Below are 17830 nucleotides of genomic sequence, written 5' to 3'. Positions count from 1 at the left end.
ACATCGATGGTCTGCAAGCGATTCAAGCGGCCAAGCCATGTAGCCTGCGTCTAAGCAAGACAAGGTAAAGAAATAAAATGGGCAGCATGCATCCCGTACAGGTGATCGCGGTGACCGGCGGCAAAGGTGGCGTCGGGAAAACTAACGTGTCAGTGAATTTGTCCCTGGCCCTGGCAGAGCTTGGCCGTCGCGTCATGCTGCTGGACGCTGACCTGGGCCTGGCGAACGTGGACGTTCTGCTGGGGCTGACCCCCAAACATACCCTTGCCGATGTGATCGAAGGGCGCTGTGAGCTGCGCGATGTGCTGCTGCAGGGGCCCGGCGGGATCCGCATCGTGCCGGCTGCCTCCGGCACCCAGAGCATGGTGCACCTGAGCCCGGCGCAGCATGCCGGCCTGATCCAGGCGTTCAGCGATATCGGCGACAACCTCGACGTACTGGTGATCGACACCGCCGCCGGCATCGGCGAGTCCGTGGTCAGCTTTGTGCGCGCCGCGCAGGAAGTGCTGCTGGTGGTGTGCGACGAGCCCACTTCGATCACCGACGCCTACGCCCTGATCAAACTGCTTAACCGTGACTACGGCATGAACCGCTTCCGCGTGCTGGCCAACATGGCCCAGAGCCCGCAGGAAGGGCGCAACCTGTTCGCCAAGCTGACCAAGGTCACGGATCGTTTTCTCGATGTCGCCCTGCAATACGTTGGCGCAGTTCCCTACGACGAATGCGTGCGAAAGGCTGTGCAAAAACAGCGTGCGGTCTACGAAGCATTCCCGCGTTCCAAGTGTGCGCTGGCATTCAAGGCGATTGCCCAGAAGGTCGATACCTGGCCGCTGCCCGCCAACCCGCGTGGGCATCTGGAGTTCTTCGTCGAGCGATTGGTGCATCAGACAAGCGCGGGTCCTGTGCTATGACATCCAGCGGCTACAACCTCTATAAAAAATCGGCACGCGACAGCCAGGGCGAATTGATCGAGCGCTATGCGCCGCTGGTCAAGCGCATTGCCTATCACCTGCTGGCGCGCCTTCCGGCCAGTGTGCAGGTCGAAGACCTGATCCAGGCCGGCATGATCGGCCTGCTCGAAGTGTCGACCAAGTACGACGCGAGCAAGGGCGCCAGTTTCGAGACGTATGCGGGTATTCGCATACGTGGCGCGATGCTCGATGAAGTGCGTAAAGGGGATTGGGCGCCGCGTTCGGTGCACCGCAATACGCGGATGGTCAGTGACGCAATTCGCTCAATTGAAGCAAAAACCGGTCGCGACGCTAAAGATCACGAAGTTGCGGCCGAACTCCAATTGAGTCTCGATGATTATTACGGGATTTTGAACGATACCTTGGGCAGCCGCCTGTTCAGTTTCGACGACCTGTTGCAGGACGGCGAACACGAAGGGCTGCACGAGGACGGCGCGAGTGCGCATATGGAACCGTCACGCGACCTGGAAGATGAACGTTTCCAGGGCGCACTGGCGGAAGCCATTGCCAACTTGCCGGAGCGTGAGCGCCTGGTCCTGGCGCTGTACTACGACGAAGAGCTGAACCTCAAGGAAATCGGTGAGGTCCTGGGGGTCAGCGAATCGCGTGTCAGCCAGTTGCATAGCCAGTGCGCAGCCCGTTTGCGGGGGCGTTTGGGAGAGTGGCGCGCGCGCTGACAGGCAGTGTGGGGACACTGCAGACGATACCGCGAGGGTCACGACCTTCGCGGGGTCGACCCGTGGTGGACCCGGCAGTCCTTTTTGTGTAACGCCTGTTGATTGAAATGGCGCGTCCAGGTGCTGGGCGCGTTTAAGACTGCTTGGAGGTCGAATTGGACAAGAACATGAAAATCCTCATCGTTGATGACTTCTCAACGATGCGGCGGATCATAAAAAACCTGTTGCGTGACCTTGGGTTCACAAACACGGTCGAGGCGGACGACGGCATTACGGCGATTCCGATCCTCAACAGCGGCAGCATCGACTTTCTGGTAACCGACTGGAACATGCCGGGCATGACTGGCATCGACTTGTTGCGCCATGTGCGCGCCGACGAAAAGCTGCGCAGCCTGCCTGTACTGATGGTGACCGCCGAAGCCAAGCGTGAACAGATTATCGAAGCCGCCCAGGCCGGGGTAAACGGTTACGTGGTCAAGCCATTCACTGCATTGGCGCTAAAAGAGAAGATCGAAAAAATCTTCGAACGCATCCACGGCTAATGCCATCGCGGGGGAGCTATGGAGCATAAAGAAACAACATTGGGCGATTTTGAGTCGACCCTGAAAAAACATGCTCACCAGTTGGTCGACAGCCTTGAAAAAGGTCATTTCGGCGACGCGGTGCAGTTGATCCATGAGCTTAACCAGACCCGTGACCGCGGCCTGTACCAGGAAGTGGGCAAGCTCACGCGCGAGCTGCACAGTGCGATCGTCAATTTCCAGATTGACCCGCACATGCCCCAGGCCGAAGAAATTTCGCAGATCACCGATGCCACCGAACGCCTGTCCTATGTGGTCAAGCTGACCGAAGCGGCGGCCAACCGCACCATGGACCTGGTGGAAAACGCCACGCCTCTGGTCAATGGCATGGCCACCGAGGCTCAAGCGCTTAGCCACGACTGGGGCCGCTTCATGCGTCGCGAAGTCGGTGCTGAAGAGTTTCGTGAACTGGCCCGTCGGGTCGACGGTTTTCTGTCGCGCAGCGAACAGGAAAACCGCACGGTGGCGAGCAACCTCAACGATATTTTGCTGGCCCAGGATTACCAGGACCTCACCGGTCAAGTGATCAAGCGCGTGACCCAACTGGTCACCGAAGTGGAAAGCAACCTGCTCAAACTGGTGCTCATGGCCGGGCAGGTCGATCGTTTTGCCGGCATCGAACATGACCGCGCGGCGATCCTCTCGGAAAAAGATCCACAAAAACATCTCGCCAAGGGTGAAGGTCCGCAGATTCATGCCGATAAACGTGAAGACGTTGTGTCAGGTCAGGATGATGTCGATGACCTGTTATCCAGTTTAGGCTTCTAAGGAGCACCCACATGAGCTTCGGCGCCGATGAAGAAATCCTTCAGGATTTCCTTGTAGAGGCCGGCGAAATTTTAGAGCAACTGTCCGAACAACTGGTCGAGCTGGAAAGCCGACCGGATGATGCGAACCTGCTCAATGCAATTTTTCGCGGTTTTCACACTGTAAAAGGGGGCGCCGGCTTCCTCCAGCTCCATGAGCTGGTTGAGTGCTGCCACATCGCCGAGAACGTGTTCGACATCCTGCGCAAGGGTGAACGGCAGGTCGACTCGGAGTTGATGGACGTGATTCTCGAAGCACTGGATGCGGTCAACGGCATGTTCAGCGAAGTGCGTGAACGTGCCCCGATCACCGCCGCCACTCCGGAACTGCTGGCCGCCCTGGCGCGCCTGGCAGAGCCGGCTGCCGAGGCGCCGGCCGTACAAGCTGCACCTGCGCCGGTGGCCGAGCCTGAGCCCGAGGCGGATGTCACCGACAGCGAGTTCGAACAGTTGCTCGATTCGCTCAACGCCGTGAAGGCCGAGGCCGAAGCACCGCAGACGCCACAGCCAGCGGTTGCTGCACCTGCCGCGCCAACCAGCGAAGACATCACCGACGCCGAGTTCGAATCGCTGCTCGACCAGTTGCATGGCAAGGGTCAGTTCGCTGCCGACGCCGTGGCACCGGTCGCCGCGCCGCCCGCAGCCGCAGCGAGCGCCAGCACCGATATCACCGATGACGAATTCGAAGCCTTGCTCGATCAATTGCACGGCAAGGGCACCTTTGCTGTCGATGCCTTGCCGGAAGTCGCCGCGACGGCGCCTGCCGCCGCGCCAGCCGCTCCGGCAGCCAGCGCAGCACCGGCCGGCGACGGGTTGATCAGCGATCACGAATTCGAGGCGTTGCTCGACGAATTGCACGGCAAGGGCAAGTTCACCGAAGTGGCCCCGGCCGCAGCGGCGACTGCTGCGCCTGTGGCCGCCAAATCTGCACCTGCACCTGCACCTGCACCGGCAGCCGCTCCAGCCGCCAAGCCCGCACCGGCACCTGCCGCAGCACCTGCACGCGCCCCGGCTGCCGCCGTGGCCGAAAAGCCGGTCACCACCGAAGCCGAGACCACCGTACGGGTAGACACCGCGCGCCTGGACGACATCATGAACATGGTGGGCGAACTGGTGCTGGTGCGTAACCGCCTGGTGCGCCTGGGCCTGAGCAGTGGCGACGAAGCCATGCAAAAGGCCGTGTCGAACCTCGACGTGGTCACCGCCGACCTGCAGACCGCGGTGATGAAAACGCGCATGCAGCCGATCAAGAAAGTCTTTGGCCGCTTCCCGCGTCTGGTTCGCGACCTGGCACGCCAGCTCAAGAAAGAAATCAACCTGGAACTGGTGGGCGAAGAAACCGACCTCGACAAGAACCTCGTCGAGGCCCTGGCCGACCCGTTGGTCCACTTGGTGCGCAACGCCGTCGACCACGGCGTAGAAACCCCTGAAGAACGTGAAGCGGCGGGCAAGTCGCGCAACGGCAAGGTGATTCTGGCGGCCGAGCAGGAGGGCGATCATATCCTGCTGTCGATCACCGACGACGGCAAAGGCATGGACCCGGCAATCCTGCGCAATATCGCAGTCAAGCGTGGCGTGATGGACAAGGACGCCGCCGACCGCCTCACCGACACCGAGTGCTACAACCTGATCTTCGCTCCGGGCTTCTCGACCAAGACCGAGATTTCCGACGTGTCGGGCCGTGGCGTCGGCATGGACGTGGTAAAGACCAAGATCAGCCAGCTCAACGGCTCGATCAACATCTACTCGACTAAGGGCCAGGGCTCCAAGATCGTCATCAAGGTGCCGCTGACCCTGGCGATCATGCCGACCCTGATGGTGATGCTGGGCAACCAGGCGTTCGCCTTCCCGCTGGTCAACGTCAACGAGATCTTCCACCTCGACCTGTCACGCACCAACGTGGTCGACGGCCAGGAAGTGGTGATCGTGCGCGACAAGGCCCTGCCGCTGTTCTACCTCAAGCGCTGGCTGGTGGCGTCGGCCAAGCATGAAGAACAACGTGAAGGCCACGTGGTGATCCTGTCCGTGGGCACCCAGCGCATCGGCTTTGTGGTCGATCAGTTGGTGGGCCAGGAAGAGGTGGTGATCAAACCATTGGGCAAAATGCTGCAGGGGACCCCGGGCATGTCGGGCGCGACCATCACCGGTGACGGTCGGATCGCGCTGATTCTCGATGTTCCGAGCATGCTCAAGCGTTACGCCGCACGGCGTATTTGATTTTGGTGGGGCTCAGGCGGTAACGCCCGCCCCACCTAACGGAGTGTTTATGGTAGTCAAGGTCCTGGTGGTGGACGATTCGGGTTTCTTCCGCCGCCGCGTCTCGGAAATTCTTTCCGCCGATCCAAGCATCCAGGTGGTCGGCACGGCCACCAACGGCAAAGAGGCGATTGACCAGGCAATTGCGTTGAAGCCGGATGTGATCACCATGGACTACGAGATGCCGATGATGGACGGCATCACGGCCGTGCGCCATATCATGCAACGCTGCCCCACCGCGGTATTGATGTTCTCCTCGCTGACCCACGAAGGCGCCCGAGTGACCCTCGACGCGCTGGACGCCGGCGCGGTGGATTTTTTGCCGAAGAATTTCGAAGACATCTCGCGCAACCCCGAGAAGGTCAAGCAGATGCTGTGCGAAAAGGTGCACAGCATTGCGCGCAGTAACCGTCGCAGCCTGTCCAGCGCACCTGCGCCGACACCGGCGGCCGCACCAGTTGCCCCAGCAGGTTCCTCGTTCAACCGCCCGGCACCTGCGCCGACGGCCCGGCCTGCATCCGCCGCACCGGCCCGTAACCCTGCGCCCGCCGCGCATGCGCATTCACCGGCGCCCAAGCGCAAGGCCTACAAGCTGGTCGCCATCGGCACCTCCACCGGCGGCCCGGTGGCCCTGCAACGGGTGTTGACCCAACTGCCGGCCAACTTCCCGGCGCCCATCGTGCTCATCCAGCACATGCCTGCTGCGTTCACCAAGGCATTCGCCGAGCGCCTGGACAAGCTGTGCCGCATCAGCGTCAAGGAAGCCGAGGATGGCGACATCCTGCGTCCTGGCCTGGCGCTGCTGGCCCCGGGTGGCAAGCAGATGATGGTGGACGGGCGTGGCGCGATCAAAATCCTGCCGGGCGATGAGCGCCTCAACTACAAACCGTGCGTGGACATCACCTTCGGCTCCGCCGCCAAATCCTACGGCGACAAGGTTCTGGCGGTGGTGCTCACCGGCATGGGCGCCGACGGCCGTGAAGGCGCACGCCTGCTCAAGCAGGGCGGCAGCGCCATCTGGGCCCAGGACGAAGCCAGTTGCGTGATCTATGGCATGCCCATGGCCATCGTCAAAGCCGACCTCGCCGACGCCGTCTACAGCCTGGACGACATTGGCCGGCATCTGGTGGAGGCCTGTCTCTGATGGATGTGTTGAGCCTCATCGGCATCACCCTGGCCTTTGTCGCAATCATTGGCGGCAACTACCTGGAGGGCGGCCACCTTGGCGCCCTGGCCAACGGCCCGGCGGCGTTGATCGTGATCGGCGGCACCGTGGGCGCGGCTTTGCTGCAGGCGCCCTTGAGTTCGTTCAAGCGCGCCATGCAGATTCTGGTGTGGATCATTTTTCCGCCGCGTGTGGACCTGGCCGGCGGCGTCGACCGCGTGGTCAACTGGAGCCTCACTGCGCGCAAGGAAGGCTTGCTGGGTCTGGAAGGCGTGGCCGATGCCGAGCCCGACAGCTACGCACGCAAAGGTCTGCAACTGCTGGTTGACGGCGCCGAGCCGGAGGCGATCCGCAGCATCCTGGAAGTGGATTTCTACACCCAGGAAAGCCGCGATATCAACGCCGCCAAAGTTTTTGAAAGCATGGGCGGCTACGCGCCGACCATCGGCATCATCGGTGCGGTCATGGGCCTGATCCACGTGATGGGCAACCTCGCCGATCCGTCGCAACTGGGCAGCGGGATTGCCGTGGCGTTCGTCGCCACCATTTATGGTGTGGCCAGTGCCAACCTGGTGCTGCTGCCGGTGGCGAGCAAACTCAAGTCGATTGCCCTGCGCCAGTCCCGTTATCGCGAAATGTTGCTCGAAGGCATCCTGTCGATTGCCGAGGGCGAGAACCCGCGTTCCATCGAATTGAAGCTCCAGGGCTTCATGGATTGATGGGGGGAGTTGCCAGTGAGCCGTCGTCGCCGCGAGCCTGAAGAACACGTCAATCATGAACGCTGGCTGGTGTCCTACGCGGACTTCATCACCTTGCTGTTCGCGTTTTTCGTGGTGATGTATTCGATCTCGTCAGTCAACGAAGGCAAGTACAAAATCCTTTCCCAGGCGCTGGTGGGCGTGTTCAACGACACGGATCGTGCGCTCAAGCCAATTCCCATTGGCGACGAGCGGCCCAAGACCGTGACCCCGGCCAAGCCGCTGGTCAACGACAGCGACGAGACCGCTGCGGGCATAGGCGGTACCAGCGACCCGTTGAAAAGCATCGCGGATGACATCAGCGCAGCGTTCGGCGACCTGATCAGCTCCAACCAGATGACTGTGCGCGGCAATGAACTGTGGGTGGAGATCGAACTCAACTCCAGCCTGTTGTTCGCCAGTGCCGATGCCATCCCCAGCGATCAGGCGTTCAACATCATCGACAAGGTGGCGGCGATCCTCAAGCCGTTTGACAACCCGATTCATGTGGAAGGCTTCACCGACAACCTGCCGATCAACACCGCGCAGTACCCGACCAACTGGGAGCTGTCGTCGGCACGCGCGGCGAGCATCGTGCGCATGCTCGCCATGCAGGGTGTGAACCCCGGACGCCTGGCATCGGTGGGTTATGGCGAGTTCCAGCCGGTGGCCAACAATGCCACGGTGCAGGGCCGCGCGCGCAACCGCCGTGTGGTGCTGGTGGTATCACGCAACCTGGATGTACGCCGCAGCCTCACGGGCACCGGCACTGCAAATGCAACACCGGATGCCGCGTTGAAGCGCGCTGGCACACAAACTGCACCGCCAGCGGTTAAGCCGCCGGTTCGACAGGGCTCCGTCAATTCCCCGTCGCCGGCTCACTAATTTTATGCACTGTCTCGGTCGCGCCATTGCCTGCCGGGAGGAACCAACCGAATGAGAGTCTGGGCAGTTGCCAATCAAAAAGGTGGAGTCGGCAAGACCACCACCTCCATCGCGTTAGCCGGCTTGCTGGCCGAGGCGGGCAAGCGTGTGGTCGTGGTCGATCTGGACCCTCACGGCTCGATGACCAGCTATTTCGGCTACGACCCGGATGCGCTGGAACACAGCTGCTACGACCTGTTCCTGCACAAGGGCAGCGTGCCGGCCGACTTGCCGGGGCAATTGCTGCTGCCCACCAGTAACGAGAGCATTTCCCTGCTGCCGTCCAGTACCGCGCTGGCCACCCTTGAGCGACAGTCTCCGGGGCAGAGCGGCCTGGGCCTGGTGATCGCCAAGACCCTGGCGCAGCTGTGGCAGGAATTCGACTACGCGATCATCGACAGCCCGCCGTTGCTCGGTGTGCTGATGGTCAACGCCCTGGCGGCCAGTCAGCAGCTGGTGATTCCGGTGCAGACCGAACACCTGGCCGTCAAAGGCCTGGAGCGCATGGTGAGCACCCTGGCGATGATCAACCGCTCGCGCAAACAGCCGTTGCCCTACAGCATCGTGCCGACCCTGTTCGACCGGCGTACCCAGGCATCGCTCGGCACCTTGCGCGTGTTGCGCGACGGCTACCCGGATGCGATCTGGAACGGCTACATCCCGGTGGACACGCGCCTGCGTGACGCCAGCCGCGCGGGGCTCACGCCGTCGCAGTTCGACGGCAAGAGCCGTGGCGTGCTGGCCTACCGTGCGTTGCTCAAGCACCTGTTGTCGCAGCAACTTGTGGCGCAGGTGGCATGATGAACCGACCTGTCGACTTCAAGCTCAAGACCCGGCCGCAGTTGGCACTCGAGTCCTATCTGGATGCCTTGCTGCAGGAAGCGACCGCCGAAGAATTGCCGGAGCCGATCCTGGTGCTCGAACCGGCCCCTGCGGTGCAAGCTCCGTTGGACGAGTTCCAGTTGGCGGTGCTGGAAGAACAGGCGCGCGACGCGCAGGTGGTGGTGCCGATTGTTCCGCTGCCGGTGGTGGCTGCGCCGGCGGTGGTCGAGCCCGTGGTCGAAGTGCACCTGCCGCCGAGCATCACACCGCCGACGGTGCGTGGCGACGAGCGCCCGGCCTGGGCCGCGGAGCCGTTCGAATGCCTGCTGTTCGACGTCGCCGGCCTGACGCTGGCGGTGCCGCTGGTATGCCTGGGCTCGATCTATTCGCTCGAAGGCCAGGAGTTGACGCCGCTGTTCGGGCAACCGGAGTGGTTCCTCGGTATCCTGCCGAGCCAGGCTGGCAACCTCAAGGTGCTCGACACCGCGCGCTGGGTGATGCCCGATCGCTACCGCGACGACTTCCGCCAGGGCTTGCAATACGTGATCTCGGTGCAGGGCTACGAGTGGGGGCTGGCGGTGCATCAAGTCAGCCGCTCGTTGCGCCTGGACCCGAACGAAATCAAATGGCGCAGCCACCGTGGCCAACGGCCGTGGCTGGCGGGCACCGTGATCGAACACATGTGCGCGTTGCTTGACGTCGCCGAACTGGCCGAGTTGATCGCCAGCGGTGCGGTCAAGACGATGGCGCAGAATAAACGCAGTTGATTGAACAATAAGGGCTGCGCGCAAGTGCGGTCAGGCAAGTACACACGCCGTGTCTACGGTATTTGAAGGGGTCAGAGAAATGAACAAGTCAGCGTCCGCACAAGGTTTGGATGATCCGATCCTGCAATGGGTTACCTTCAAACTGGACAACGAGTCCTACGGCATCAACGTGATGCGCGTGCAGGAAGTCCTGCGCTACACCGAGATCGCGCCGGTCCCGGGTGCGCCCAGCTACGTGCTGGGTATCATCAACCTGCGCGGCAACGTGGTGACGGTGATCGACACCCGCCAGCGTTTCGGCCTGGTGCCGACCGAGGTCAACGACAACACGCGTATCGTCATCATTGAAGCCGACAAGCAAGTGGTCGGGATCATGGTCGACAGCGTGGCCGAAGTGGTCTACCTGCGCCAATCGGAAGTGGAAACCGCGCCGAACGTGGGTAACGAAGAATCCGCCAAGTTCATCCAGGGCGTGTGCAACAAGAACGGCGAACTGCTGATTCTGGTTGAACTGGACAAGATGATGAGCGAGGAAGAGTGGTCGGATCTGGAGAACATCTGATTGTTCTTTGAAGCCTTGGTGATTGTCCTGGCCCTGCTGTGGGCCGGGACGGTGGCGTTCGTGCTGCGTTATATGCGCCAGCAACGGGAGCTGGCCCTGCAACAGGCCGAGCGGGATGCGCTGCGCGAGCGGCGCATTCTCGACCTGGTCCGGCGGGTGGATCACTACCAGCAGAGTGCGGTGAGGGTGGGGGATGAGGTGCATGAACTGCGCGCGATCCTGGCGCCGATCCCGGACAAGCTGGAGCAGCTTGAGCAGCGCGACCCGGCGAATCTGTCGTTTGCCCAGGCGGCGAGGTTGGTCGGCATGGGGGCGACGGTGGATGAGCTGACGCAGTCGTGCGGGTTGACCCAGGCTGAGGCGCAGTTGATGAGCAAGTTGCACAAGAGCTAGCTTTGGGGTTGGAGTGCCTGGCTTTTGTGGGAGGGGGCTTGCTCCCGATGGCGGCTTTTTGTGTACATATCCGTTGCTGCGGTGATGGCGGCTATTGGTTCCGCCCTTACGGCGGGTCACTTTTTGAAGAGCGCAAAAAGTAACCAAAAACGCTTTGCCCCACCACTCGGCACCTCGCTCAGGCTCGGTGTGCCCGCCCGCAGGCTTGAATCCGTGGGCCGCCGCAATGGGCCATCCCTGGCCCAGTGCGGCTAACCCGGCGTCCTGCCGGGTTACCCACGGATTCAAGCCTGCGTGCGGCCAGCGTGGTTGACGGGGCGCCTGAGATCAAGATCAAAAGCCAAAGCAAAGCAGAGCAAAAGCAGGTGATATCCATCAGACCAATGGAGATCCAACTGTGGGAGGGGCTTGCTCCCGATAGCAGTGTGTCAGCTACACATAAGTTGACTGACCCACCGCCATCGGGAGCAAGCCCCCTGCCACATTTTATACAGCGTTCGGGCACACCGATCCTGGGCGAGGTGCCGAGTGTTGGGGCAGGAGCCCTTTGCTTGCTTTGGGGCTTTTTCTATAGCGCGGATCCGCCAGCAGCGGTTACCTGAATAACGGATAGGTCCCCAATCTGCCTGTCTCACCCAAACTCGCCATCATCAAAAAATCGCGTCAACCCCGGTAAACCAATCCCCCTCGGCAAAGGTCACATCCCTCATGCACCTTCAACTCCCGGAGTAACCCACCAATGACCACCCCCAAAGCGCTGTTGATTCTCCACGGCAAGCAAGCCCTCAACGAGGACGTGCGCAGCGCCGTGAAAGCCAGGCGCGAGCTGGGCTGGGAACTGGCGGTTCGGGTGACGTGGGAGGGCGGCGATGCACGGCGCCTGGTCGATGAAGCGCTGGCTGGCGGCTACACCCACATCATCGCCGGCGGTGGCGACGGTACCTTGCGCGATGTGGCCGAAGCCATGGCTCAGTCCAAGGCGCAGGCCAGCCTGGTGCTGATGCCCCTCGGCACCGCCAATGACTTCGCCAAGGCCGCGGGTGTGCCCCAGGAGCCGGCCCAGGCCCTGGCGCTGCTGGATACGCCGCCCAGGGAGATTGACCTCGGTCAGGTGGGCGGGCAGATCTTCCTCAACATGGCCACCGGCGGCTTCGGCAGCCAGGTCACCGCCAACACCTCAGAAGACCTGAAAAAGTCCTCGGTGGCGCCGCCTACCTGTTCACCGGCCTCACGCGCTTCAGCGAGTTGAAGGCTGCCTATGCCGAGCTGGACGGGCCGGACTTCCACTGGCAGGGCGAACTGCTGGCGTTGGGGATCGGTAATGGTCGGCAGGCGGGCGGTGGGCACGAGCTGTGCCCCGAAGCGATGGCCGATGACGGCCTGCTCGACGTCAGCATCCTCCCGGCGCCCCAGGAAGTGGTTGGCACACTGCGCGAGCTGATGAACAACGGCTGGGGCCTGGACGCGATGTTTGTGCGGGCGCGGCTGCCATGGGTGCAGATCAGGCAGGCGAGAGAGCTTTACATCAACCTCGACGGTGAGCCGCTCAGCGGCGATGACCTGCGCTTCGAGGCGTTGCCCAAGGCCCTGCGCGTGCACCTGCCGAAGGATTCTCCGCTAGTCGTCCAGGCTGATAATCTGCTCGCGCACGGCGAATAACACCAACCCCGCCACGTCGAAGATCTGCAGCCGCTTCATGATCTGCGAGCGGTGCGCTTCGATGGTCTTGATACTCAGGTCCAGGCCATGGGCAATTTCGCGGGTGGACTTGCCGCGCACGATCAGGCGCAGGATTTCCAGCTGCCGCGCGGTGAGCGTGTGGCTCGGCACGGCAGCCGAAGCTGCGCCCTGGCTGCGCACCAGCGCCTGGTTGATCACGGTGTGGGCGATGGCCGGGCTCAGGTAGCGCTCGTTGTTGCACAGCGCGCGCAGGGCGTGTTCCAGCTCGGTGGCGGTGGTGTCCTTGAGCAGGTAGCCATGGGCGCCGGACTCCAGCGCACACATGATCATCTCCGGGTCGGTGTGCATCGACAGAATCAACACCTTGCTCCTGGGATACGCACCCTTGAGCTGCTGCAGGGCATCGAGGCCACCGGTGTGTTTCATCGACAGGTCCAGCAGCACGATGTCCGGTTGCAGGGCGCCGAACCGCTCCAGCAACTGTGCGCCATCGCTGGCTTCGCCGATCACCGCGTAGCCGGGAATATCCATGATCAGCGCACGCACGCCGGCCCTGATCAGCGCGTGGTCATCCACCAGGAGTACGTTGCAGGTCACTCGATAACCTTCGGGCGACTGGCGCGTTCGAGGGCGCGTGGCGCCCAGGGGAACAGCGCGTCGATGCGGGTGCCTTTGCCAGGCTGGCTGCTCACCGCCAGCGTGCCGCCCAGTTGGTCGATCCGCTCACACATGCCGGCCATGCCGCGTTGTCCTTCAAGAGCAGGGTTGCTGGCGGGGGAGAAGCCCTGGCCGTCGTCGCTGATCACCAGCGACAGGCCTTCGGGCAGGCGTTGCAGGCGTACCAGCAGATTGTGCGCCTGGGCATGGCGCAGCATGTTGGTGACCGCTTCCTGGGTAATGCGAAAGGCCGCCACGGCCATTTCTTCCGGGATGCCGGTTAGCCGTTGCTGGCATTCCAGGCTCCAGTGCACCGGGGTGTTTGCCAGGGTCTTGAGCAGATGCGCCCGCAGGCTGGCTTCCAGGCCCAGGCTGGACAATTGGCGCGGGTTGAGAATCGCGGACACGTCGCGCACCTTGGCCAGGGTTTCATTCAGGGTGTTGCACAGCACCGTGCATTGACCCTGCAGCTCGTCCGGCAGGCGGCGCTGCAGCCATTCGCTTTGCAGCTTGGCGGCGGTGAGCAATTGGCCGATATCGTCGTGCAGTTCGCGGCTGAGGCGGTGGCGTTCGTTTTCCTGTACCTGCAGCAGGCGCTCGGCAAGTTCCTGAGGTTGGAACCTGATGGCCTTGCGTGATTTCCATTGCTGCAGGCCGACCACCAGCACTATCGCCAGGTTGAGCAGCAGCACCGCCAGCGGCAGTGGGAGGGAGCGGCTGTAGGCCCACACGCTCAGCGACAGCGAGCCAAGGCACAGCACGAGGACCATGCGGCGTGCATTGCTGCGCGAAACAGACCTGGCGATAAGTGACTTGAGGCTGGCGTACATAGCGAATGGAGCCAATGAAGTTGAGTCTTCGAGCGGCGCATAGTACCACCACTATTACCGTTGGTCGCCAAGCGCATGACGTCGCCTGGCCCGTTCAGGCCAATGGCCGGGGCGGCAGTTTCGACAGGCGGGAAAGGGCGTTGCGGTGTTCAGGTGCGTGTGTATCGTCAGGGCCATTCAAGGCCAATCGATCTCTTTTTCGCTGGCACGTAAAGTTCAAACGGCGACGGTTCGCGTCGTTAACGGATATAAGCCCGGCTGCAACTCAGGCGCTGTGGTGCAAACGTTGCTGCGGTTTATAACTGAAGTTCTTCTGCGGAATCTGCAGGGAGGCGGTTGCGATCAGCGTAGTTTGTTCAGTTTCGTCCAATTGCAGTCGGCCAGTGCGAGCATCTATCAGTTCGAGTTGCCAGGCCAGTAATGTCAGGCAATCGTGCAGGGCCGCCAAGGCCTGATCATGCAGTTGCAACGGATTTTCGGCATTGGCGATCAGGTGCTGAATGTGCCGCGAAAACTCGCTAATCCCCTGCAGGGCCAGGCTGTCGGCTTTTTCTGCCAGCGTGCTGAGACTGCTTTCCATGCAGTCGATGGCGTCACTGTCGTTGCGAATCATGTGCAGGTGGCTCAAGCACTCTTCGGACTTGGCCAGCAGTTTTTCAGCCTCCTGCTGAAACAGGGAAAGTGCAACTTGCCATTCGTTAGCGTCGTTCATCATGCAAGTCTCCACAACGTAAGGTCGGGTGGTGAGATGCCGCACTGGGTGAATGGCTTAAAACTAACGCTGAAATATGACTGAGATCTGTAGGCAGCTTCCGATATTTTGGTAGGAAGTTTATTTAAAGACGTGCCGCAGACCTGCGTGCCGAATGCAGTCGAGTTCATTCGCAGCGCTTCGGTTGCCGTCGGGTTTACGTCTGAGAGGCCTTTGGGCCGAGGGCTGGCGATGGCGAGCAAAGGCCTGACTCCATTCATGCAATGAGAATGGCGTCACATTAATGGCTATTAGATATCGCGAATATCAGGTCACGCCTGATTGCGCCTAGGGGAACCCCTTACGCGACGGAACCTCGCGTGGTTTTGAGGGTCGCGCTGCGTCGTTGTCATGCCGTATGGAGGCACCGACGAAGTAAAGCATGATATCAGTGTGACATCAATGCGTTTAAATGGCATTTTACAGGGTCAAGGTCTGGCGCCCGCCGCCGATAACCAATCTTAAGCGAACAGCACAATCCCTCAGCGCACCAGGAGCTTTCAATGGCCGGCATTCTCGACTCGGTAGATCAACGCACGCAACTGGTGGGTGAGAACCGCCTGGAGATCCTCATGTTTCGCCTGGCCGGGCGGCAACTGTTCGCGATCAACGTGTTCAAGGTGCAGGAAGTGCTGCAACTGCCCAAGCTGACCCTGATGCCCCAGCGTCATCCGTTCGTGTGCGGCGTGGTCAACCTGCGTGGTCAGACGCTGCCGGTCATCGACCTGTCCCAGGCCATCGGCATGCGTCCGCTGGTTCCGGGTCCGAACAGCACCATCATCGTCACCGAGTACAACCGCTCGGTGCAGGCATTCCTGGTGGGTGGCGTCGACCGCATCGTCAACATGAACTGGGAAGCCATCCTGCCGCCGCCGACCAGCGCCGGGCGTCAGCACTACCTCACGGCCATCAGCAAGGTCGATGACCAGTTGGTGGAAATCATCGACGTGGAAAAAGTGCTGGCCGAAATCGTGCCTTACAACGCCAAGGTTTCCCGCGAAAAACTCGAAGACCCGGTGCTTGAGCGCGCCCGTGGCCGCGAAGTGCTGCTGGTGGACGACTCCAACGTCGCCCTGTCGCAACTGCGCGACACCCTGGGCCAGCTCGGCATGAAAATGCACATTGCCAGCGATGGTCTCAAGGCGCTGAACATGCTCAAGGGCTGGGCCGACAGCGGCCAGGTGATGACCGACAAACTGCTGATGATCTTCACCGACGCCGAAATGCCCGAGATGGACGGCTACCGCCTCACCACCGAGATCCGCAACGATCCGCGCCTGCGGGAGCTTTACGTGGTGCTGCACACCTCGCTGTCGGGCAGCTTCAACGACTCCATGGTGAAGAAGGTCGGCTGCGACAATTTCCTCTCCAAATTCCAGCCGGACAAGCTGGTGGATGTGGTGCGTCAACGCCTGATGCTGGACGAAGTGTCGGCTTGACCTTAGGGTGACGGCTTTGCCCCTCAGGAAAGCAGGCTCATGCTTCGTCTCAGCGCGTTGTACCGTTACCCCTTGAAGTCCGGCAGGGCGGACGCCTTGCAGCACATCGGCCTGGATAAACTCGGGCTGCAGGGGGATCGACGCTGGATGCTGGTGGACGAAGCCAGCGGGCGATTCCTCACGCAGCGGGCGGTGGCGAAAATGAGCCAGTTGTCGGCGCTGTACAATCCTGCCGGCGGCCTCACCCTGAGCTCGCCGGGCTACGCCACGCTGGACGTGGCGCTGCCCGACAGCGCGGCTGAACTGCGCGGCATCACTATCTGGCGCGACACCTTGCGCGTGCCGGATGCAGGCGACGCAGCCGCCCGCTGGGCCAGTGAATTCATCGGCAAGCCGACGCGCCTGGTGTACATGCCGCTGGAGCGTGCGCGCGCTACCGATGCCGGCTTCGGCAAGGACACCGATCAGGTGGGCTTTGCCGACGGCTACCCGCTGCTGTTGATCGGTCAGGCGTCCCTCGACGATTTATCCGCGCGCATCGGCCGCCCCATGCCAATGCTGCGTTTTCGTCCCAACCTGGTGATCGAGGGCGCCGAAGCCTTTGCCGAGGACGGCTGGAAACGCCTGCGCATCGGCGATATCGAATGTCGCGTGGTCAAGCCCTGCTCGCGCTGCATCCTCACTACCATCGACCCGCAGACCGGCGAGCGCAGCGCCGACCGCGAGCCTTTCGCAACGCTTGAAACCTATCGCAAGACCGAGAACGGCGCGATGTTCGGCCAGAATCTGGTCAACGATGGCGTCGGTGAGTTGGCGGTCGGGATGCCGGTGACAGTGCTGGAATAAAAAATGCCCGTCTCGCAGGAGACGGGCATTTTTTCAAGCCGTAACGCTTAGCCGCGGTATTCGCACAGGTAAGCGGTGTCGACGGCGACCTTGAGGTGGAACTTGCTGTTGGCCGGCACGTTGAAGCGGGTGCCGGCCGCGAAGGTTTCCCAGTCGCTGGCGTCCGGCAGCTTGACGCTCAGGGCGCCGGACACCACGTGCATGATTTCGCGCTGGGCGGTGCCGAATTCGTATTCACCCGGGGCCATGACGCCGATGGTCGCCGGACCTTCTGCGGTGCCGAAGGCGATCGACTTGACGGTGCCGTCGAAGTACTCGTTGACTTTGAACATGGGCGAATCCTCGCAAAAGGGTCTGGAAAGGTCGGCCAGTATGCCCAACGCTGCAGTAGCTGCCTAGACCGGCAAAATCAGCGGCAGCAGGCGCGCGGTGTTGCGTGCATCCTCCAGTGCCCGGTGCTGCTGACCAAGGAACTGCATGCCGGCCAATTGCAGGGCGCCGTTGAGCCCCAGCGGTTTGTCCAGGCGCCGGGCCTTGGCGAAGCGCTGTTTGAGGTTCACGTGCAGTGTCTGGGCGAGTGCGCTGACCAGGCCATGGCGCTGCCATTCGAGCTCCAGCTGCGCGCGATCATAGTCACCCCAGCTGGCCCAACCTTCCAGGCGCGATTGATGCTGGCCCAGCCAGCGTTCGAACAGCGGCCACACCTCGGTGATCGGCGCAGCAGCGTCGATATTCGCCTGGGTGATGTGAGTGAGCTGGCGGCAAAAGGGCGTCAGCAGTGGCCGGCGCAACGGCCGTACAAAACGCTGGAAATGATCCAGCTCGCGGCCCTGGCGGTTGACCAGGCTCGCGCCGATTTCGATGACTTCCATCTCCGTCACGGGCCAGCCGCCTTCATCCGTCGTGGCTTCAAGGTCAATAATCAGCCAATGAGGCATGGTGCAGGTTCCCGTACTGTTCCCGTCC

19 protein-coding genes and 1 pseudogene are annotated in these 17830 nt (G+C 61.9%); 15 read left to right on the top strand and 5 right to left on the bottom strand.

Annotated elements, in window-relative coordinates:
- Nucleotides 1–77: 77 nt before the first annotated feature.
- From fleN to yegS, 13 genes and pseudogenes are all read left to right on the top strand, one after another.
- The gene (gene fleN, locus RHM60_RS07985; protein WP_003192912.1) at nucleotides 78–911 is read left to right on the top strand and encodes a flagellar synthesis regulator FleN; all 834 of its coding nucleotides are present in this window, start codon (nucleotides 78–80) and stop codon (nucleotides 909–911) included.
- Nucleotides 908–1648: an RNA polymerase sigma factor FliA gene (fliA, locus tag RHM60_RS07980; RefSeq protein WP_057008163.1), complete on the top strand. Its 741-nt coding sequence runs from the start codon at nucleotides 908–910 to the stop codon at nucleotides 1646–1648. The genes fleN and fliA overlap by 4 nt, the downstream gene beginning before the upstream one ends.
- 167 nt (nucleotides 1649–1815) lie before the next feature.
- Complete coding sequence (locus tag RHM60_RS07975) at nucleotides 1816–2190, top strand: chemotaxis response regulator CheY (protein ID WP_015885173.1); 375 nt, start codon at nucleotides 1816–1818, stop codon at nucleotides 2188–2190.
- A gap of 18 nt (nucleotides 2191–2208) precedes the next feature.
- Nucleotides 2209–2997: a protein phosphatase CheZ gene (locus RHM60_RS07970; RefSeq protein ID WP_209983435.1), complete on the top strand. Its 789-nt coding sequence runs from the start codon at nucleotides 2209–2211 to the stop codon at nucleotides 2995–2997.
- 11 nt (nucleotides 2998–3008) lie between these two features.
- The gene (locus RHM60_RS07965) at nucleotides 3009–5252 is read left to right on the top strand and encodes a chemotaxis protein CheA (RefSeq protein WP_322214145.1); all 2244 of its coding nucleotides are present in this window, start codon (nucleotides 3009–3011) and stop codon (nucleotides 5250–5252) included.
- 49 nt (nucleotides 5253–5301) lie between these two features.
- Nucleotides 5302–6435 carry a protein-glutamate methylesterase/protein-glutamine glutaminase gene (locus RHM60_RS07960; protein ID WP_209983431.1) on the top strand — a complete coding sequence of 378 codons (1134 nt, stop codon included), beginning with the start codon at nucleotides 5302–5304 and terminating at the stop codon, nucleotides 6433–6435.
- On the top strand, nucleotides 6435–7175 hold the full coding sequence (locus RHM60_RS07955; RefSeq protein ID WP_003236851.1) for a flagellar motor protein: 741 nt from the start codon (nucleotides 6435–6437) through the stop codon (nucleotides 7173–7175). The genes RHM60_RS07960 and RHM60_RS07955 overlap by 1 nt, the downstream gene beginning before the upstream one ends.
- 15 nt (nucleotides 7176–7190) lie before the next feature.
- The gene (gene motD, locus RHM60_RS07950; protein ID WP_209983429.1) at nucleotides 7191–8078 is read left to right on the top strand and encodes a flagellar motor protein MotD; all 888 of its coding nucleotides are present in this window, start codon (nucleotides 7191–7193) and stop codon (nucleotides 8076–8078) included.
- 51 nt (nucleotides 8079–8129) lie between these two features.
- Complete coding sequence (locus RHM60_RS07945) at nucleotides 8130–8918, top strand: ParA family protein (RefSeq protein ID WP_003236847.1); 789 nt, start codon at nucleotides 8130–8132, stop codon at nucleotides 8916–8918.
- Nucleotides 8918–9706 (top strand): CheW domain-containing protein, encoded by a 789-nt coding sequence (locus RHM60_RS07940; RefSeq protein ID WP_209983427.1) that lies wholly within the window; start codon nucleotides 8918–8920, stop codon nucleotides 9704–9706. Before RHM60_RS07945 ends, RHM60_RS07940 begins: the two co-directional genes overlap by 1 nt.
- A 79-nt stretch (nucleotides 9707–9785) precedes the next feature.
- Complete coding sequence (locus RHM60_RS07935; RefSeq protein WP_003236843.1) at nucleotides 9786–10268, top strand: chemotaxis protein CheW; 483 nt, start codon at nucleotides 9786–9788, stop codon at nucleotides 10266–10268.
- Nucleotides 10269–10661 (top strand): DUF2802 domain-containing protein, encoded by a 393-nt coding sequence (locus RHM60_RS07930; RefSeq protein WP_209983424.1) that lies wholly within the window; start codon nucleotides 10269–10271, stop codon nucleotides 10659–10661.
- 739 nt (nucleotides 10662–11400) lie between these two features.
- Nucleotides 11401–12320, top strand: a pseudogene (yegS, locus tag RHM60_RS07925) (lipid kinase YegS).
- Here yegS and RHM60_RS07920 read toward each other — a convergent pair.
- From RHM60_RS07920 to RHM60_RS07910, 3 genes are all read right to left on the bottom strand, one after another.
- Nucleotides 12279–12938, bottom strand: coding sequence for a response regulator transcription factor (locus RHM60_RS07920; protein WP_322214144.1), 660 nt, complete (start codon nucleotides 12936–12938; stop codon nucleotides 12279–12281). The pseudogene yegS and the gene RHM60_RS07920 overlap by 42 nt on opposite strands.
- Nucleotides 12935–13828: a sensor histidine kinase gene (locus RHM60_RS07915; protein ID WP_209990434.1), complete on the bottom strand. Its 894-nt coding sequence runs from the start codon at nucleotides 13826–13828 to the stop codon at nucleotides 12935–12937. Before RHM60_RS07915 ends, RHM60_RS07920 begins: the two co-directional genes overlap by 4 nt.
- A gap of 265 nt (nucleotides 13829–14093) precedes the next feature.
- Nucleotides 14094–14543 carry a hypothetical protein gene (locus tag RHM60_RS07910; RefSeq protein ID WP_209983418.1) on the bottom strand — a complete coding sequence of 150 codons (450 nt, stop codon included), beginning with the start codon at nucleotides 14541–14543 and terminating at the stop codon, nucleotides 14094–14096.
- A gap of 539 nt (nucleotides 14544–15082) precedes the next feature.
- Here RHM60_RS07910 and RHM60_RS07905 point away from each other — a divergent pair.
- Together RHM60_RS07905 and RHM60_RS07900 are read left to right on the top strand one after the other, a co-directional pair.
- Nucleotides 15083–16018, top strand: coding sequence for a chemotaxis protein CheV (locus tag RHM60_RS07905; protein WP_209983416.1), 936 nt, complete (start codon nucleotides 15083–15085; stop codon nucleotides 16016–16018).
- A 39-nt stretch (nucleotides 16019–16057) separates the two neighbouring features.
- Nucleotides 16058–16864: an MOSC domain-containing protein gene (locus tag RHM60_RS07900; protein WP_209983412.1), complete on the top strand. Its 807-nt coding sequence runs from the start codon at nucleotides 16058–16060 to the stop codon at nucleotides 16862–16864.
- Nucleotides 16865–16911: 47 nt separating this feature from the next.
- Here RHM60_RS07900 and RHM60_RS07895 read toward each other — a convergent pair whose 3' ends face one another.
- Together RHM60_RS07895 and RHM60_RS07890 are read right to left on the bottom strand one after the other, a co-directional pair.
- Nucleotides 16912–17196 (bottom strand): pyrimidine/purine nucleoside phosphorylase, encoded by a 285-nt coding sequence (locus RHM60_RS07895; protein ID WP_209983410.1) that lies wholly within the window; start codon nucleotides 17194–17196, stop codon nucleotides 16912–16914.
- A gap of 63 nt (nucleotides 17197–17259) precedes the next feature.
- A complete protein-coding gene (locus RHM60_RS07890) occupies nucleotides 17260–17802 on the bottom strand; it encodes an exonuclease domain-containing protein (protein WP_209983409.1) in 543 nt (180 codons plus the stop codon).
- Nucleotides 17803–17830 lie beyond the last annotated feature (28 nt).

It is taken from the genome of Pseudomonas sp. MH9.3 (assembly GCF_034354675.1).
GTDB lineage: Bacteria > Pseudomonadota > Gammaproteobacteria > Pseudomonadales > Pseudomonadaceae > Aquipseudomonas.
Note: the sequence above shows the minus strand (reverse complement) of the source record. Positions and strands in the feature narration are given on the sequence as shown.

Bases quoted from the DNA above. Each gene is read 5' to 3' on its own strand.
- fleN (WP_003192912.1), top strand. From the start codon at position 78: ATGGGCAGCATGCATCCCGTACAGGTGATCGCGGTGACCGGCGGCAAA.
- fliA (WP_057008163.1), top strand. From the start codon at position 908: ATGACATCCAGCGGCTACAACCTCTATAAAAAATCGGCACGCGACAGC.
- RHM60_RS07975 (WP_015885173.1), top strand. From the start codon at position 1,816: ATGAAAATCCTCATCGTTGATGACTTCTCAACGATGCGGCGGATCATA.
- RHM60_RS07970 (WP_209983435.1), top strand. From the start codon at position 2,209: ATGGAGCATAAAGAAACAACATTGGGCGATTTTGAGTCGACCCTGAAA.
- RHM60_RS07965 (WP_322214145.1), top strand. From the start codon at position 3,009: ATGAGCTTCGGCGCCGATGAAGAAATCCTTCAGGATTTCCTTGTAGAG.
- RHM60_RS07960 (WP_209983431.1), top strand. From the start codon at position 5,302: ATGGTAGTCAAGGTCCTGGTGGTGGACGATTCGGGTTTCTTCCGCCGC.
- RHM60_RS07955 (WP_003236851.1), top strand. From the start codon at position 6,435: ATGGATGTGTTGAGCCTCATCGGCATCACCCTGGCCTTTGTCGCAATC.
- RHM60_RS07945 (WP_003236847.1), top strand. From the start codon at position 8,130: ATGAGAGTCTGGGCAGTTGCCAATCAAAAAGGTGGAGTCGGCAAGACC.
- RHM60_RS07940 (WP_209983427.1), top strand. From the start codon at position 8,918: ATGAACCGACCTGTCGACTTCAAGCTCAAGACCCGGCCGCAGTTGGCA.
- RHM60_RS07935 (WP_003236843.1), top strand. From the start codon at position 9,786: ATGAACAAGTCAGCGTCCGCACAAGGTTTGGATGATCCGATCCTGCAA.
- RHM60_RS07915 (WP_209990434.1), bottom strand. From the start codon at position 13,828: ATGTACGCCAGCCTCAAGTCACTTATCGCCAGGTCTGTTTCGCGCAGC.
- RHM60_RS07910 (WP_209983418.1), bottom strand. From the start codon at position 14,543: ATGATGAACGACGCTAACGAATGGCAAGTTGCACTTTCCCTGTTTCAG.
- RHM60_RS07905 (WP_209983416.1), top strand. From the start codon at position 15,083: ATGGCCGGCATTCTCGACTCGGTAGATCAACGCACGCAACTGGTGGGT.
- RHM60_RS07900 (WP_209983412.1), top strand. From the start codon at position 16,058: ATGCTTCGTCTCAGCGCGTTGTACCGTTACCCCTTGAAGTCCGGCAGG.
- RHM60_RS07895 (WP_209983410.1), bottom strand. From the start codon at position 17,196: ATGTTCAAAGTCAACGAGTACTTCGACGGCACCGTCAAGTCGATCGCC.
- RHM60_RS07890 (WP_209983409.1), bottom strand. From the start codon at position 17,802: ATGCCTCATTGGCTGATTATTGACCTTGAAGCCACGACGGATGAAGGC.